Raw genomic sequence first — 15,644 nt, 5'->3', positions numbered from 1 at the left:
CTCCCCAACCGGAACTATGTTCCATTGCATGGTGGAACACGGTTCCAGTTGTGTCAAACTGATACCCATGGTGCCTAGGGGCCGGCGACGTGGACAACGGACCGACGCGCTCTCCAAAGAGCGGATTGTCACGGTCGCGATCGAGATCCTCGACACCGAAGGTGAGAACGCTCTGACCTTCCGCGCGCTCACGGCCCGCCTGGGAACCGGCGCCGGCGCCATCTACTGGCACGTCGCCAATAAAGATGATCTACTCGCCGCGGCCGCCGACCTGGTCATTGCCCACGCAGTGACCGCGGGACTCGACCACACGGAACCGCGGGAGGCTATCCGCGCCATCGCCCTCGGTGTGTTCGACGCACTCAATGCCCACCCCTGGGTGGGCACCCAGCTCGCCCGCGAGCCGTGGCAGTCGGCAATGCTGCACCTCTTCGAAGGCATCGGCCGACAGCTGCAGGCACTCGGGACGCCCGAACATGCGCAGTTCAACTCCGCGACCACGCTCATGAGCTACATCGTCGGCCTTGCCGCACAATACGCCGCGGGCGCCCGGCTGCACCTACGCGAGACCGACCGGTCGGCATTCCTCGCGAGCGTCGCCACCCAATGGACGCGGGAGCATGACGCAGCGGACTACCCGTTCGTGCATCAGCAGGCAATGCAGCTCGCCGAGCACGATGACCGCAAGCTATACCTCGCCGGCATCGACTTGATCCTCACCGGCATCGAAACACTCCAGTAGGCGGAGGTGACGACCGCTACCGATCGGCTACGTCGGGCACACTCGTCGACCGAGCGTCGCCTGGTCCGGCGATGTTCGATGGTGCCCCGGGCCTCGGTGAATGTATGTGCCCGGTAGCAGGAACCGTTTTCGGTCAATAGTTTTCGCACGGTGATGCCGTACCCGCTAAGTCGTTATGTCGGACTTCCCAGCCTCTGGCCTTGCGGGATAGGCGCGGTGTTCGCCTCGGGCTCGACCGTGTCTGTGCCACTTCGTCGACCGGCGGTCCGGTCAACGATCTGGTAGACGTTGAGCGGCCACCAGAACCAGCGGCCCAGCGCCGCGGCAATGGACGGTGTCATGAACGATCGCACGATCAACGTGTCCACCAGCAAGCCGATCCCGATGGTCATGCCCAGCTGGCCTACCACTCGAAGGTCCGACACGATCATCGACATCATAGTGAACGCGAACACCAGGCCAGCCGCGGTGACAACGCGCCCGGTTGCCCCCATGCCGCGGATGATGCCGGTGTTCAACCCCGCGTGGATCTCTTCGCGAAGCCGCGACACCACCAGCAGGTTGTAGTCGGACCCGACTGCCAAGAGGATGACGACCGATAGCGGGATCACGATCCACTGCACACCGAGTCCGAGCACGTCCTGCCACAGCAGCACCGATAAGCCGCACGCGGTACCTAGCGATGCGGCGACCGTGCCGACGATTACCAAGGCGGCGATAACGCTGCGCGTGATGAGCAACATGATGCCGAAAATCAGGATCATCGACGCGATGCACGCGATTGTGAGGTCGACCTTGACGCCGTTCTGCATGTCGGCATACAGCGAGGCGGTTCCTGCGAGCGACACCGTGGCGTTCTCCAGCGGAGTGCCCTTGACGGCGTCGGCGACCGTATCCCGGATACCGGTGACGTGGTCGATGCCCTCGACGGAGGCGGGGTCGCCCTGATGGGTGATGATGATGCGCACCGCCTTACCGTCCGGCGAGACGAACATCTTGAGACCACGGATGAAATCCGGGTTTTTGAAGACCTCAGGTGGCAGGTAGAACGAGTCGTCGTTTTTGGCCTCGTCGAAATAGTTGCCCATCATCGTCGAGCCTTCGGCCAGTTCTTGCTGATGGGCCTGGATGCCGGACATCGTGCTGTGGGTGGAGAGCATGAAGTCGCGCATGCGCTTCATCGAGTCGATGGTGGGCGGCAGTGTCGACAGCAGCTTGGGCATCAGCGCGTCGAGTCGATCGAGGCTGCCCGTCAGCGTTTGGAATTGGTCGGCCAGCTTGTCGATGCCATCGAGTGCGTCGAAAATCGACCGCAACGACCAGCAGATCGGAATGTCATAGCAGTGCCGTTCCCAGTAGAAATAGCTGCGCAGCGGACGGAAGAAGTCGTCGAAGTCAGCGATTTCGTTGCGCAGTTCGTCGGTGGTCTCTTGGATCTCGTGGGTCTGACGGGTCATGTCGTGGGTCACCGAGTCCAGTTGCTGCATGTAGCCGTACATGCGCTCCATGTTGGCGATCGTCTTGCCCATTTCGTCGGCTTGCTCGAGCATCTGCGCGGTGTTGTCGTTCTGGATCTTGGCTGTCTGCAACGTGCCTGAGTTCTGCATCGCGATCTGGAACGGGATGGAGCTGTGTTCGATGGGCGCACCGAGCGGGCGGGTAATGGTCTGTACCCGTTCGATGCCGTGCAGATGAAAAACGCTCTTGGCGACGCGGTCGATGACGAGCATGTCGGCGGGGTTGCGCAGGTCATGGTCAGCCTCGAGCATGAGCAGCTCGGGGTTCATGCGAGCCTGGGAGAAGTGGCGTTCAGCCTGCGCCATGGCGACATTGGCCGGCATGTTCTTTGGCGTGAAATTCTCGTCGTTATAACGCGGCACGTAGGTCAACAGGCTGACGAATCCGATGATCGCAATCATCGACGTGGCCACGATTATCGGCACGGGCCAGCGTGTGACGGCGGTACCCACCTTGCGCCAACTGCGGGTCGAGAGCGCACGCTTGGAATCCATCAGACCGATCTTGGACGCGACCACCACCACGGCGGGCGCCAAAGTCAGTGCCGCTGCCACGATTACGACCAATGAGATCGCGCAGGGCAAAGCCATGCTCTGGAAGTACGGCAGCGTGGTAAACCGAAGGCACAGACACGCACCGGCAATCGTCAGGCCCGACCCGAGGATGACGTGAGAGACACTGTGGTAAGCCGTATAAAAGGCATTCACCCTGTCTTCCCCGAACGAACGCGCCTCCTGATATCGACCCACGAAGAAGATGACGTAATCGGTGCCCGCCGCGATCGACAGCATGGTCACCATACTGACCGCGTACGGCGTCAAACCAATGATGTTCAGGTTGCCCGCCGTTCCTGTAATACCCTGTGCGGCAAAGAGTTCAATACCCACGATCAGAAGGGCCAGGATGGTCGTGAGGATTGACCTGTAGATGACCAGCAGCATCACCAGGATCACGCCGATTGACACCAGTGCCATCAAGGCCATGCTCTTGTGTCCGGCCACGCTCGTGTCAGCGTTGAGCACGGTGTTGCCCGCCACGTAGGCCTGAACGCCCTGCGGGGCAGGAACCGAGGCGACGATGTCACGGACCGCCTGCACCGACTCGTGGCTGGGCGTGGTGCCTTGGGCGCCCCGGAGGAACAGCTGCACATAAGCCGCCTTGCCATCGGCGCTCTGCGAGCCTGCCGCCGTAAGCGGATCGCTCCAGAAGTCCTGGACATTCTCGACGTGGGACTTGTCGGCGACCAGTTTAGCGACGATCTTGTTGTAGTAATCATGGGCGCTGTCGCCCAGCTTGTCGTTGCCGACGAGCACAACCATCGCACTCGAGTCCGAGTCAAACTGCTGGAATTTGGACCCGATTTTCATCATGCCCTGGAAGGCCAGCGAGTCATGTGGCGCCAAGGACACCGAATGCTTGTCCGCGACGTCGTCCAGCGACGGAGTCACCACTGTCAGCGCTACCGCGACGAACACCCAACCCAGGATGATAGGCACCGCGAAGATTCGCACCAGATGGGCGAAGCGCGGACGGTGCATGTTTGACGGCGCGATATGTGAATCGCTCATACGGATTTCACCAAGCAGTAGACGAAGGGGTTGTAATCGTGCGTGCTGCGGTCATCACGGGTTTGGCCGTCGACGACGACGCGGCAGCGCAGATCCGACCGGCCCGAATCCGCCTGCGCGACGATGTTGGCCGACATCGACGGCAGGGTCGTGACGATCTCGAAGGACCATGGCAACGGCACCGCGTCGACGCGGTGCGGTTGACCGTTTTCGTCGAGGTAGTCCACGTTGACCGTCCCGCCGGCGCCGGTGACCTCGTACACGATGTGCTTGGGATTGAAGGGCTTGGTCAGTGCTGAATTGGCATCGGCGTTACTCGCCGTCGTGTGCGAACCGATCGTGTCGCGAATCCGGACCACCGCGTAAGCGCCGAGTGCCACAACGACGACCAACAGGAGCGGAATCCACGCCCTCTTCATCAATCGCAACATTCCCGCGCACACCCTCCCCTTGTCGTGCCGGCGCTACCGACAGACAGAACTCGAGTTCCGCTTGCACCACGGGGGAACTGTACCGCATCAACAATGAGTCCGCCTAGCTACAGAGCGCCGGATGCTCGTCGTCACCGAGAGTGCAAGCGCCGCACCCGCACGGGATGCGCTGCTACGACCCAAATCCCATCGAATGACAGATTCGAACAGTGCGTCCGAAGATGTTGTGAGCCAATCGTATTCGTATGGAGGATCCGACGGCAACCCAGCCGACCCGAGATTAAGGTGTGACAGCGGCTCCACTTTCCTGCCTGCCCGGCACTGGAGGTGACGATCTCACGCCCTTGTCCGCCGAGCACTTTCCCTTTCGCGGATCTGACAAAACAGCATGGCTGCGGACTCAGCCCAGGCGCAAGTGACCTTCTCGTCCTAGCCGACGCCTAGCACGGCCTCGGCGGGATCCATTGCGGCGCCGCAATATTAGGCCGAGTGCTAAGCGCTCGTCAGTTGCCCATTCCCACGCCTGCCTCGGCGGCAATCTCACGCACGGGAGCTCGACTCCAGCGCGGACAAACACGGCCACTGACCGCGCTCCGTTTCGCTGGCATCGGCTTCACCCGGCAGCAACTAAACAACCTAAATTGACAAACCCAAGTTGGCAACCTAGGTTGGCGATATGGATGAGAGCCTCGACGTGGACGAGCTGGGCGCGGCCTTACTTCGCGGGATCGCTCTGATCGCTCGCCGGACTAGGCAACCGCAGGCGCCCGGTGAGTTGACGTTGCCTGAACGCGCGGCCCTGGCGAGGCTGAATCGTGGCGGTCCTGCTTCGGCGGCGGAGTTGGCGCGGGCCGAACAGATCAGCCCGCAGGCCATGGGGGTCACGCTGGCCGGCCTGGAGTCGCGCGGTTTGGTGCAGCGGCAATCCGACCCGGGCGACGGTCGGCGCGTGATCATGTCGCTGACGGCATCGGGTGTCGACATGGTGCGCCACAGACGCGACGCGCGGACTCGTCAGTTTGCAAAGGTCCTCGCCGAGGAGTTCACCGCCGAAGAGTTGCAGACCCTTGCACAGGCGGCGCCGTTACTCGAACGATTCGGTGACCGCGTCTGATGGCAGATGCCGACATGGATCCCGGTCGATTCGGGTGGCGTTTTTGCGCGCCGCTGTTTGTGTGCGCAGCTCTGAATCCCATCAACAGCTCGGTAATCGCGACTGCAATCGTCCCGATCGCTGCCGCGGTCGGCTGCTCGGCGGGTCAAGCCTCGGTGTTGATTTCGGTGCTGTACCTGGCGACAGCGATTGGGCAGCCGACCGCGGGTGCACTGGCCGAGGAGTTCGGGCCGCGCCGGGTACTTGTGATCGGCGTTGTCGCGCTGCTAGCGGGTGGTCTGGTGGGCGGTGTGGCCGCCAGCCTGCCTGCGCTGGTGGTGGGTCGGGTGTTGATCGGTGTCGGGACCTCGTGTGCCTATCCCTCGGCGATGCTTCTCATCCGTCGACGTGCCGTGCAGGCCCGTTTGGAGGCGCCGCCGGGGCCCGTGCTGGGCGGCTTGGTGATTGCCGGGTCGGTGACCGCGGCTGCGGGGCTTCCGATCGGCGGCGTACTGGTCGACGCGTTAGGGTGGCGGGCTACCTTCGTGATTAATCTTCCCGTCGGTTTGGTGGCCCTGATGATGGCACTGATCTGGCTTCCCGCCGACCCGAATAGCCGAGAGCGCAGAACATTTCGGCGAACACTTGCCGAACTCGACCTGGTCGGGATCGTCGGCTTCGGCGGCGCGTTGGGAGCGCTTCTCATGTTCCTTCTCTCGTTGCCGCATCCACGGTGGACCGCATTGGTTCTGTCCGTAGTGGTCGGCGCAGCTCTGGTCTTCTGGGAGTTGCGGGTGCGCACTCCGTTTATCGACCTTCGTATGTTGGCCGCCCACAACGGATTGGCCCGCACCTACTTGCGGTTGGCGATCACCACGATGTGTATCTACGCCGTGTTCTACGGATTGACTCAATGGCTGGAGGCCGGCCGCGGCTTTTCTGCCAGCACGTCGGGTTTGCTTCTGTTGCCGATGACGGCCCTGGCCGCGGTCGTTGCGCAGCCGGTCGCGGCACGCAACCTCGTCCGCGCACCGCTGATCGCCGTCGCCGTCTGCTGTTTGGCCGGATCGATCGGGGTGTTGTTGTTGACCGCCGCAACTAGGACGTCGTGGATCGTGTTGATCACCCTTGTTTTTGGGGTGGCCATGGGCGCGATGGCGAGTGCCAATCAGACCGCCCTGTACACGCAGGTAAGCGCTGATCAGATCGCGACGGCGTCGGGTCTGTTGCGATCGTGTGGCTACGTCGGCTCGATCGCGTCAGCAGCACTCATCTCGGTGGCTTTCCACGCCGGCGTCGGCGACCAGGGCCTGCACGTGATTGCCTGGGTCCTGGTCGGAGCCAGCCTGCTCGGCCTGAGCGTTGTGGCTACCGACCCCATGATCACCGGACTCCGCCTGCGACAAGTGTTCCGGCCGGATAGCCAGCCGCAAACACCCTTGGCGCCTAGCCAAACTACCGGCGAGGTGGGTGAGCGATGACGCCTGCGGATCCTTGTCCCCCGGGTACCGCCGACCCCGCGGTAACGGCGCGTCGATTCGAGAGCGACGTGGTCGCGCTGATGCCCGCCTTGCATTCACACGCCATGCGGTTGACGCGCAACCCCGCCGATGCCGAGGACCTGTTGCAGGACACGATGCTCAAAGCGTTCAACAGCTTTCACACGTTTCAGCCGGCAACGAACATCCGGGCCTGGCTGTACCGGATCCAAACCAACAGCTACATCTCCAGCTACCGACGCCAGCTGCGTAAGCCCGCGGTGCCGCTCACCGAACAGAACATGGATGCCCGGCCGGGGTCATGCCACGTGCGGGCAGCCGAGGACGAAGCCCTTGACGCGCTGGCCAATGCCGATCTCGCGTGCGCGATGCGCGCGTTGCCGCAGACGTTTCGCACCGTCGTCTACTACGCCGACGTGGAGGGCCTACCCCTCAAGCAGATCGCGGAGCTGACCAAAAGCCCGGCGGGAACGGTGATGTCGAGACTACATCGGGGGCGACGCCGCCTGCGGACGCTATTGCCACAGGGCCTACCGAGTTAACGCACGTCGGTGCGGTTCCGCGGCATTTGACAACCACGTACGAAAGGACAACGAATTCATGGAACTGGGCGTTCACTTCATCGACTTCTTGCCGGGTGCTCCCGACAAGCTTGGGCCCACGATGGCAGCCTCGGCCAAGCTTGCCGAACAAGCCGGCGCGAAGATGTTCACGCTGGCCGACCACTTCTTTCAGATGGAGGCCATCGGGCAGGCGCAGGATCCTTTCTTGGAGGGGTACACGTCGTTGGGTTTCCTTGCCGGACAGACCGAAAAGATCACCTTGGGCTTACTGGTGACGGGCGTGACCTACCGCTATCCGGGTCTTCTCGCCAAGATCGTCAGCACCCTGGATGTGTTGTCTCAAGGACGATCCATGCTCGGCCTCGGCGCAGCGTGGTACGAACGCGAGCACCTGGCACTCGGTGTCCCCTACCCGCCGCTACACCGACGATTCGAAATGCTCGAAGAGACACTTCAGATCTGCACCCAGATGTGGAGTGACATTGACGGCCCCTATGTGGGCCAGCACTACCAGTTGGCCGAAACGATCTGTCAGCCGCAGCCAATTCGGCGACCGCCGATCTTGATCGGCGGCGACGGCGAGAAAAAGACACTGCGCCTGGTCGCCCAGCACGCCGACGTGTGGAACAGCAACGCCGCGACACCTGATGAAGTGAAACACAAAGTCGAAGTCCTGCAACGGCATTGCGTCGAGGTCGGACGAGACCCCGGCGAGATCCGCAAGACCCTGATGATCGGTCCACAGTTCGATCCGTTCGGCGAACCCACCTCGTTTATGAGCGCCATGCAGGGCTTCGCCGAGGCGGGCATTGAATTGATCAATATTGCTGCGCTGCCTGGTAATCCCGACCCGATCGGGTTCGTCGCCCGCCTCGGCGACGAGGTCATCCCCAAACTGGCGTTGCTGGGCTGATCAGGCGCGGACTCGCGCATCCTACGACCCGAACCCCGCGAACAGGAATCCCCATGCGCTACATAAAGCTTGGAACCACCGGCTTAGACGTATCCCCGATCGCCATCGGCGCAATGACCTACGGCCAGCCCGACCGCGGGTATCCCGTCTGGTCACTGGACGAGGAAACCAGCAGGCCGCTCATCAAGCACGCGATCGACGCAGGCGTCAACTTTTTTGACACCGCCAATGGGTACTCGCTGGGCAGCAGCGAGGAGATCTTAGGTCGGGCCCTCAACGACTTCGCCGACCGCGACGATATCGTCATCTGCACCAAGGTGTGCTCACCGATGCGTCCCGGGCCGAACGGACACGGACTGTCTCGAAAGGCAATCCTGACCGAGATCGACCACAGCCTGCGCCGGCTGGGCACCGACTACGTCGACATCTACATGATCCACCGCCTCGACGTTCACACTCCGATCGAAGAGACGCTCGAAGCGCTCCATGACGTAGTGAAGGCCGGCAAAGCACGCTACCTCGGGGCGTCTTCGATGCGTGCCTTCGAATTCGCCAAAGCCCTGCACTTACAACGGCACCACGGTTGGGCCCCGTTCATCACCATGCAAGACCAGTACAACTTGCTCGCCCGCGAGGAGGAACGCGAGATGCTGCCCTTGTGCGCCGACGAGGGCGTGGGCACCATGGTGTGGAGCCCATTAGCACGCGGCCGGCTTGCCCGCCCGTGGGAGAAGACGGTGACCACGCGTTCGGAGTCTGATCCGGGGCTCGACCTCTTCTACAGCGATCAGACCGCCGAAGCCGACCGGGCCATCATCGACGCCGTCGGTGACGTGGCCACCGCCCATGGCGTGTCCCGCGCGAGCATCGCCTTGGCCTGGCTGCGGCACAACCCGGTGGTCGCCGCCCCCATCGTCGGCGCGAACACCACCGCGCACATTGACGACGCCATCGCCTCCCTTGACATCACGCTGACCGGCGATGAAATCGATCAATTGGAGCGGCCGTATACCCCCCGTTACGACAACCAAGGCCTGCCGGTCGATGCGCCCGAATTGCAACGGGTACGGGCCCTAACGCCCAACAGCGCCGCTTAGGTCAAGGCGGACCACATGCGGATCGAACGCTCTCTACTCATCGTCATCGGGGTCATCCAAATCATTTGCGGGGCGATATATTTAGCCGTCCCGAGTGCCGTCGGCGCAATGCTGGGTGTAACGGCCGCCGCCCCTCCCTGGGTGGGCTTCGTGCTAGCTACGGCCGGTGCCCGATTCATCGGATACGGAATCGGGATGTTCGCTGCCGCCAAAAATCCACCGCGCTACCGCCTTTGGCTCACCACCATGCTGGGTATTCAATGTGTGGATCTAGTCGCCAGCCTGATCTACGCGGCCAACGGAATCCTCCCAACCCGACACTTCCTGCCCGGCGCCGCGCTGCCCCTGCTGTGGATCGGCCTGCTCGGATGGGTCAACCTGCGTATTCACACGCCACAACGCGCCGCCAGGTATCAAGACGTTCACCAACAATCATCTCGCCAAGCGAAGAGCTGAGGTCAGCCATGCGATTTGCGTTCAAAACATCACCGCAAAACACCACCTGGCCACAGATGCTGGCCGTGTGGAAAGCGGCCGACGACATCGACGTCTTCGAATCCGGATTCACCTTCGACCACTTCTACCCCATCTTCGGCGGTGACTCCAGCGGCCCATGCCTGGAGGGATGGACCACCCTGACCGCACTGGCCCAGGCCACTAACCGGCTGCGGTTGGGCACGATGGTGACCGGCATGCACTACCGCCACCCCGCGGTCCTGGCCAACATGGCCGCCGCTCTCGACATCATTTCGGGCGGACGGCTAGAGCTTGGGATCGGCGCGGGTTGGAACGAGGAGGAGTCCAATGCCTACGGCATCGAATTGGGCAGCATCAAGCAACGTTTGGACCGATTCGACGAGGCCTGCCAGGTTCTGATCAGTCTCTTGAGCCGCGATACCACGAACTTTGCCGGCCGCTACTACCAGCTCGCAGCCGCCCGCAACGAGCCCAAGGGGCCGCAGCTGCCGCATCCGCCGATTTTGATCGGCGGTAAGGGGGAGAAACGTACGCTGCGCCTCACCGCCCGCTACGCACAGCGCTGGGACTTCGGCAACGGGACACCGGCGGATTTTGCGCACAAGCGCGACGTGCTGGCCGCCCACTGCGCAGACATCGGACGCGACCCGAAAGAGATCACACTATGCGCACACTTTCTGCTCGATAGCGACCGCAACTACGGGCAGGTCCTCGACCAGGTGGTGGCCATGGCGGCCGAAGGGCTCGAGCTCGCGGTCGTGTACCTGTTGCCGCCGCATGATCCAGCCGTCTTAGAGCCCCTCGCCGAGGCGATCCGAGAATCTGGATTGCTCGAATAGGCCGAGCGTGAAAAGCGCTGCACGCAAGCAAAATTAGCCCACCGCCCGCCCGGGCGGGAACCGGAAGAAATTATGGACATCGTCGACACCCAGGTGCACGCCAATCTGCTGGGCACCGAGCCCACGCTCGCGATCATGGATGCGCTGGGCATCCAGGGGCTGCTGTACGACGAATGCGCGGAGGCGACCGAGGACGGGGCACTGCACCCTGGCTATCGGCTGGCCAACCGTGCCTTTCGCAATGTCGGACCCAACGCCGAGGCGGCCGCGCTGCGCTATCCCGAGCGTTTCGCGTTTCTCATGCGAGTCGACCCATTAGACCCCGGCATCGAGTGCTGGATCGACACTCTGAGCGCCGCGCCTGGCTTCAAGGCACTGCGCACTCTCGTCATCAACCCGGCCCAAGGCGCGCTGTTCGAGTCCGGCGGCCACGACCGGCTCCTCGAAGCCGCACGCCCGCATAACATTCCGATCTTCGTCACCTGCCCAAACCGGGTGTCGCATCTAGCGCAATACGCCGCACGCTTTCCCGACATCCAGTTCGTCATCGACCACTGCGGAGCGGCATTCGACGCACCACCTGGGGAGGCCACCATCGACGACGCGATGGCGATGGCGCGCTATCCCAATGTCGCCTACAAATGGGCGCACGCTCCGTCCTTCCTCTCAAATACGCCCTACCCTTTCCCCGATCTAGACCACAAACTGCGTCGAGCGGTCGATGCTTTCGGACCCGAGCGCGTCATGTGGGCCAGCGACTACACCGCGAGCCGTCGACGAGCCAACTGGGGCGAAAGCCTATTCGCCATTCGTCATTGCCCATTACTGTCGGCGGAAGAAAAAACATGGATCCTTGGCCGCACAGCTCGAAGCCTGTTGAAATGGCACCCATTTGAATCGACGCTATCCATTAATTCCTAGTGTGGCGGCTGCGGCTTCTGCGACGACGTCGCTCGCGTTGTGGAGTTCGCGCCAATCGCGAATCTCAGTTGTGCCGCGTTCGCTGCCGGCCTGCTCGGGACGGGCCTGGCCGCGCACGGGCAAGCATGCCATCGATTGCCACGTCGATCGCGAAGCGAAACCGCTCCTGTCCGTCACCGGCCACCATCTGTGCAGCATGGGCGACAAGAAGGGGAAATCGGCTCTCGGGCAGGCCTTGAAAAGTCGCGAACAAATCGTCGCCGCGGCTACCGACGGCGGTCGCATCATGGGGATGTCGTACGTCGTCTTCGCGGGCGGTGGCGGTCACCAGCGAGATCAATAGGTCGCACCCCCATGCGGCGTCTTGAGGCTGGAGTCCGCCAGCGAGAAGGATTCCCATCAAGTTTTCGATCAAGTCCAGGACCGCTGCGGTCGTCGGTGAATCAGCCAAAGTCATTGCCGCAATACCACGATGGGCCTTAAGTGCTCGATGCAGGCGTTCGAGCAGTGCTACGAGTTGCTCGCGCCAACGACCAGGATCCGGGACTTCGAGTTCAACCGTGGAAATGACGCGATCCAACATCAGCTCCAACAGGTCCTCACGCCCAGAGACATAGACGTACAGCGAAGCGGCACCGGTCTCGAGTGCCGTTGCCACCCGCCGCATCGTGATCGCCTCGGGCCCCTCTGATCGCAAGATCGACAGCGCGGCGTCGACGACCACATCAACGCCCAGCAGAGCCTTCGCCGGCCGATCGCGAACCGAGCGGCGACGAGCCCTGGGACGCCTGGCTGGCGGGGGCTCGAGTGCACACATGAGAGCACACAGCTTACCGGCCCGACGGTCGTTAAAGCCTGCTTAATGCGGGCGCAACCACTACGCGCGCCTCACTGAGAGGATCGGTGCGGCACCCCTCCTGACGTGCGCCACCACACGCCGCTCCAATGCAGACAACCGACAAGACCATATCTTGACGAACGCTGTTTGTAACGTACAGTGTTCGTTAATGAGGAAAGTGCTCTTCGGATTGGGCCTCGAAAGCGGCGACCAACAGGTCGCCAGCATGCTTCGTCATGCGCACGCCGCTGACGACGCCGGTCTGGACTTTGTCAGCATCGGTGATCACCCGTATTTCGCCGACCGTGTAGACGCCTACGCCACAATAGGATTCGTTTTAGGTGCTACCAGAACCATTGGCGGAGCCGTGATTTGCACTAACCTGCTCAGCCGACCGGCGCCCATCCTCGCTCGTACCATCGCCGGCCTATCTTTGCTTTCTGGACAACGTGCGGTGCTGGTCGTGGGTGCGGGCGGAAATTGGGACGAAATCGTCGCTCTCGGTCTACCACGGTTACCGCCCGGTGCCCGAATCAGAGCCCTCGAAGAGGCGATAACCCTGACCAAAGCCCTCACCGGCGGAGGCGACCCCGTGACCTTCGACGGTGAGTTCTACCAGGTCTACGACCTCGCACCGACCACCGGACCGACGCCACCCATCTGGGTAGGGTCAGGCGGTCGCCGAGGGCTGGAGGTCACCGGCCGCCACGCTGACGGGTGGATTCCGCCCCACGCCGCCGACTGGCGAAGCACATTGGTCACCGAGTCCCGGCCCCTGATCGATCAGGCCGCTGCCTCTGTCGGCAGAAACCCCAGCGACGTGGGCACCATCTACAACGTGGCAGGACACATCACTCGCCTGCCAGTCCCGCCGCCCCACACTCGCCGCGAAGGTGGCCGCTGGAGTGGAGGCGGAGTGAGCCAATGGGTCGAAGAACTTACCTTCGCTGCGCTCGAGTGCGGCGCCAGAGGGTTCAACTATCTGGTTCCACCAGGTGGCACAGAACTCGACGACACGACTCTGCAGCGATGGACCGACGACGTTGTTCCGGCTGTGCGGGAAGCAATTTCGCGTCACTGATCGCCTGAATCGATAACAACACCCAGACGCCGAATCCCCGGCGTCTGCGACCGAACACGGCACCGCCAAGGAAGAACTAGAGGTACAGCCATGCAACGACTCGAAGGAAAAGTCGCCTTCATCACCGGGGCAGCGCGCGGACAAGGTCGCGCCCATGCCGTACGGATGGCCCAAGAAGGTGCCGAGATCATCGCGATCGACGCGTGCACGACCGTCGGCCCCAACGTCGGTGCGACACTCACCGACTTTGACGAAACAGTGAAAAGAGTCGAGACACTCGGCCGACGGATCTGCTGGAGTCAAGTCGATATTCGTGACTACGAAGGCATATCTGCAGCACTGAACGACGGCGTCGACAGATTTGGCCGTCTCGATGTGGTCGTCTGCAATGCCGGCATTTCCAGCGGCGGCCCGGCGACCGAATTGAGCGAGCAGTACTGGCAAGATATGATCGACATCAACCTGACGGGCCAGTGGAAAACCTGCAAAGCAGCGATACCGCATCTCATCGCCTCAGGCGGCGGCTCAATCTCCATCATCAGTTCCTTCGCCGGCCTCAACGGCATGCCGACCGGCGCGAGCTACTGCTCCGCCAAAACCGGCCTGATCGGGCTCATGCGCGTGCTGGCTATTGAACACGGCAAGCACAACATCCGCGTCAACACGATCCACCCGTCCAATGTGGTGACGCCAATGCTCATCAATGACGAAGCCTTCAAACATTTCCGGCCCGACCTAGAAAACCCGACCCTCGAAGACTTCGAGCAGGCAGCCAAGCGCGTCCATCTACTGCCCGTGCCATACGTCCAACCCGAGGACATCGCCAACGCAGCAATTTTTCTGGCCTCCGACGAAGGGCGCTTCATCACCGGCGTCACCCTGCCCGTAGACGCCGGCGCCAATCTCAAGCGGCTCTAGGACGCGACCAACGCCGGTCCGTCGTTCCGCCTGCCGGGACTTGATCAGGCAGGCGGACCGACGGCGCGCCGATTTGACGTCGCAGCCGAGTGCATGGTGCCGGCATCTGCCACGACTATGGCAGCGCAAAACAATTTAAGGGCGAATACTGTTCGCTGCAGGGCATTTCGCGCAAACACCGGTGGCGGTCACTGACAAGACCAAGTTCACCAAGCAGGCTGCGGCGACTACGCAAGCGATCACGCAAGGCAAGTGCATTACCGCGCGCGGAACCACGGACAGGTAAGTCCGCTCTGCAAGCCACGACGGTCACCCTGCGGCCTGCCAACGATGGTGAATGCCCGGCGAAACCAAGGCGCCAAGCCACGTTGGTTGAGCCTTACAGCCGGTGCACGTCGGCGTCGCGGTCGGAAGGCCCCATTTCCTGGGTCGTGCAGTTGATGCAGTGAACTGCCAGGTCCATCATTAACCGTCCTGTTGATCACTGTTAGCCATCAGCTTGTCCAGTACGCCCGTTGACTGGATGATCATTTGGCGTTCGAATTCGGTGCAGCTCTGCTGCAGCCCGTCGACCAGCCACTGCATGCCGGCGCGCCATCGCCCCCGACCCGGTCTCTCCCAGCAGGTGTTAACACCAACAGTTTTCGGCGCCCGTCACTGGTGTCGGCATGCCGTTCGACAAGCCCTCGCTCGACCAAGGTGGTGACGATTGAGGTGATGGCCTGCGGCCGCACACGCTCAGCGGCGGCCAGCTCAGCAGTGGTGGTCGGTCCGTGCTTTGAGATGCGTGCCATCGCAGTGATCTGGGCCGGACTCAGGTCACCGTTCACGGTGGCGTGCAGAAGTGGTCGGCGCAGCCTGCCCGCCCGCACCCTGGACCTTGCGGTGGGGTTCGACGCGAAACTCGTTCCGCTGCACGGGCACACCGCCGGGACGCTGCGGAGTCGCCTACCGCGAGTATGGCAAATGGTCACTGCACGCCGGCGACGCCTACTTCGACCACAGGATGAACTTCCTGGCCCACGCCCCGGACTGCCGTTGGAGATCGCGTTTCAAACCGACTTCGCTGAACGGGTCAGCACGCTAGGCAAACTACGCGAACTGCGGTTGGCACATTCGGAAGAAATGCAGATGTTCTGCACCCAC

The 15,644-nt window shown here is 62.5% G+C and carries 15 protein-coding genes; 11 read left to right on the top strand and 4 right to left on the bottom strand.

What is annotated here, in order from left to right; all coding sequences use genetic code 11:
• Nucleotides 1-28: 28 nt before the first annotated feature.
• Nucleotides 29-742, top strand: coding sequence for a TetR/AcrR family transcriptional regulator (locus ACEL92_RS00470; RefSeq protein ID WP_374023726.1), 714 nt, complete (start codon nucleotides 29-31; stop codon nucleotides 740-742).
• 173 nt (nucleotides 743-915) lie between these two features.
• On the opposite strand, the gene ACEL92_RS00465 is transcribed toward ACEL92_RS00470, so the two are convergent.
• Nucleotides 916-3,828: an RND family transporter gene (locus ACEL92_RS00465; RefSeq protein ID WP_374023725.1), complete on the bottom strand. Its 2,913-nt coding sequence runs from the start codon at nucleotides 3,826-3,828 to the stop codon at nucleotides 916-918.
• On the bottom strand, nucleotides 3,825-4,259 hold the full coding sequence (locus ACEL92_RS00460) for an MmpS family transport accessory protein (protein WP_374023724.1): 435 nt from the start codon (nucleotides 4,257-4,259) through the stop codon (nucleotides 3,825-3,827). Before ACEL92_RS00460 ends, ACEL92_RS00465 begins: the two co-directional genes overlap by 4 nt.
• 676 nt (nucleotides 4,260-4,935) lie before the next feature.
• Here ACEL92_RS00460 and ACEL92_RS00455 point away from each other — a divergent pair.
• The 8 genes from ACEL92_RS00455 to ACEL92_RS00420 all read left to right on the top strand — a co-directional run bounded on the left by ACEL92_RS00455 (nucleotide 4,936) and on the right by ACEL92_RS00420 (nucleotide 11,661).
• On the top strand, nucleotides 4,936-5,373 hold the full coding sequence (locus ACEL92_RS00455) for a MarR family winged helix-turn-helix transcriptional regulator (RefSeq protein WP_374023723.1): 438 nt from the start codon (nucleotides 4,936-4,938) through the stop codon (nucleotides 5,371-5,373).
• Nucleotides 5,373-6,833 (top strand): MFS transporter, encoded by a 1,461-nt coding sequence (locus ACEL92_RS00450; RefSeq protein ID WP_374023722.1) that lies wholly within the window; start codon nucleotides 5,373-5,375, stop codon nucleotides 6,831-6,833. Before ACEL92_RS00455 ends, ACEL92_RS00450 begins: the two co-directional genes overlap by 1 nt.
• A complete protein-coding gene (locus ACEL92_RS00445) occupies nucleotides 6,830-7,393 on the top strand; it encodes a sigma-70 family RNA polymerase sigma factor (protein ID WP_374023721.1) in 564 nt (187 codons plus the stop codon). The genes ACEL92_RS00450 and ACEL92_RS00445 overlap by 4 nt, the downstream gene beginning before the upstream one ends.
• Before the next feature lie 58 nt (nucleotides 7,394-7,451).
• Nucleotides 7,452-8,327, top strand: a complete 876-nt coding sequence (locus ACEL92_RS00440; RefSeq protein WP_374023720.1) for an LLM class F420-dependent oxidoreductase — start codon at nucleotides 7,452-7,454, stop codon at nucleotides 8,325-8,327.
• Nucleotides 8,328-8,380: 53 nt separating this feature from the next.
• The gene (locus ACEL92_RS00435; protein ID WP_374023718.1) at nucleotides 8,381-9,424 is read left to right on the top strand and encodes an aldo/keto reductase; all 1,044 of its coding nucleotides are present in this window, start codon (nucleotides 8,381-8,383) and stop codon (nucleotides 9,422-9,424) included.
• A 15-nt stretch (nucleotides 9,425-9,439) separates the two neighbouring features.
• Entirely contained in the window at nucleotides 9,440-9,880 is a 441-nt protein-coding gene (locus ACEL92_RS00430) for a hypothetical protein (protein WP_374023717.1), read from the top strand.
• 8 nt (nucleotides 9,881-9,888) lie between these two features.
• Nucleotides 9,889-10,740 carry an LLM class F420-dependent oxidoreductase gene (locus ACEL92_RS00425; protein WP_374023716.1) on the top strand — a complete coding sequence of 284 codons (852 nt, stop codon included), beginning with the start codon at nucleotides 9,889-9,891 and terminating at the stop codon, nucleotides 10,738-10,740.
• A gap of 72 nt (nucleotides 10,741-10,812) precedes the next feature.
• A complete protein-coding gene (locus tag ACEL92_RS00420; protein ID WP_374023715.1) occupies nucleotides 10,813-11,661 on the top strand; it encodes an amidohydrolase in 849 nt (282 codons plus the stop codon).
• A gap of 64 nt (nucleotides 11,662-11,725) precedes the next feature.
• Here the strand turns inward: ACEL92_RS00420 and ACEL92_RS00415 are convergent, their stop codons facing one another.
• On the bottom strand, nucleotides 11,726-12,385 hold the full coding sequence (locus ACEL92_RS00415; protein WP_374023714.1) for a TetR/AcrR family transcriptional regulator: 660 nt from the start codon (nucleotides 12,383-12,385) through the stop codon (nucleotides 11,726-11,728).
• 283 nt (nucleotides 12,386-12,668) lie between these two features.
• Between ACEL92_RS00415 and ACEL92_RS00410 the strand changes: the two genes are divergently transcribed.
• On the top strand, nucleotides 12,669-13,580 hold the full coding sequence (locus tag ACEL92_RS00410) for an LLM class flavin-dependent oxidoreductase (protein WP_374023713.1): 912 nt from the start codon (nucleotides 12,669-12,671) through the stop codon (nucleotides 13,578-13,580).
• Nucleotides 13,581-13,670: 90 nt separating this feature from the next.
• Nucleotides 13,671-14,498 carry a mycofactocin-coupled SDR family oxidoreductase gene (locus ACEL92_RS00405; protein ID WP_374023712.1) on the top strand — a complete coding sequence of 276 codons (828 nt, stop codon included), beginning with the start codon at nucleotides 13,671-13,673 and terminating at the stop codon, nucleotides 14,496-14,498.
• A 527-nt stretch (nucleotides 14,499-15,025) separates the two neighbouring features.
• Here the strand turns inward: ACEL92_RS00405 and ACEL92_RS00400 are convergent.
• Nucleotides 15,026-15,328: a MarR family winged helix-turn-helix transcriptional regulator gene (locus ACEL92_RS00400; RefSeq protein WP_374023711.1), complete on the bottom strand. Its 303-nt coding sequence runs from the start codon at nucleotides 15,326-15,328 to the stop codon at nucleotides 15,026-15,028.
• Nucleotides 15,329-15,644 lie beyond the last annotated feature (316 nt).

The organism is Mycobacterium hainanense (assembly GCF_041890355.1).
GTDB lineage: Bacteria > Actinomycetota > Actinomycetes > Mycobacteriales > Mycobacteriaceae > Mycobacterium > Mycobacterium hainanense.
This window is presented reverse-complemented; position numbering and strand designations above follow the sequence as displayed.

Excerpts from the sequence above, each read along its gene's own strand:
- ACEL92_RS00405 (WP_374023712.1), top strand. The coding sequence starts at position 13,671 with ATGCAACGACTCGAAGGAAAAGTCGCCTTCATCACCGGGGCAGCGCGC.
- ACEL92_RS00460 (WP_374023724.1), bottom strand. The coding sequence starts at position 4,259 with ATGTTGCGATTGATGAAGAGGGCGTGGATTCCGCTCCTGTTGGTCGTC.
- ACEL92_RS00420 (WP_374023715.1), top strand. The coding sequence starts at position 10,813 with ATGGACATCGTCGACACCCAGGTGCACGCCAATCTGCTGGGCACCGAG.
- ACEL92_RS00455 (WP_374023723.1), top strand. The coding sequence starts at position 4,936 with ATGGATGAGAGCCTCGACGTGGACGAGCTGGGCGCGGCCTTACTTCGC.
- ACEL92_RS00450 (WP_374023722.1), top strand. The coding sequence starts at position 5,373 with ATGGCAGATGCCGACATGGATCCCGGTCGATTCGGGTGGCGTTTTTGC.
- ACEL92_RS00410 (WP_374023713.1), top strand. The coding sequence starts at position 12,669 with ATGAGGAAAGTGCTCTTCGGATTGGGCCTCGAAAGCGGCGACCAACAG.
- ACEL92_RS00445 (WP_374023721.1), top strand. The coding sequence starts at position 6,830 with ATGACGCCTGCGGATCCTTGTCCCCCGGGTACCGCCGACCCCGCGGTA.
- ACEL92_RS00440 (WP_374023720.1), top strand. The coding sequence starts at position 7,452 with ATGGAACTGGGCGTTCACTTCATCGACTTCTTGCCGGGTGCTCCCGAC.
- ACEL92_RS00425 (WP_374023716.1), top strand. The coding sequence starts at position 9,889 with ATGCGATTTGCGTTCAAAACATCACCGCAAAACACCACCTGGCCACAG.
- ACEL92_RS00435 (WP_374023718.1), top strand. The coding sequence starts at position 8,381 with ATGCGCTACATAAAGCTTGGAACCACCGGCTTAGACGTATCCCCGATC.
- ACEL92_RS00470 (WP_374023726.1), top strand. The coding sequence starts at position 29 with ATGGTGGAACACGGTTCCAGTTGTGTCAAACTGATACCCATGGTGCCT.
- ACEL92_RS00465 (WP_374023725.1), bottom strand. The coding sequence starts at position 3,828 with ATGAGCGATTCACATATCGCGCCGTCAAACATGCACCGTCCGCGCTTC.
- ACEL92_RS00430 (WP_374023717.1), top strand. The coding sequence starts at position 9,440 with ATGCGGATCGAACGCTCTCTACTCATCGTCATCGGGGTCATCCAAATC.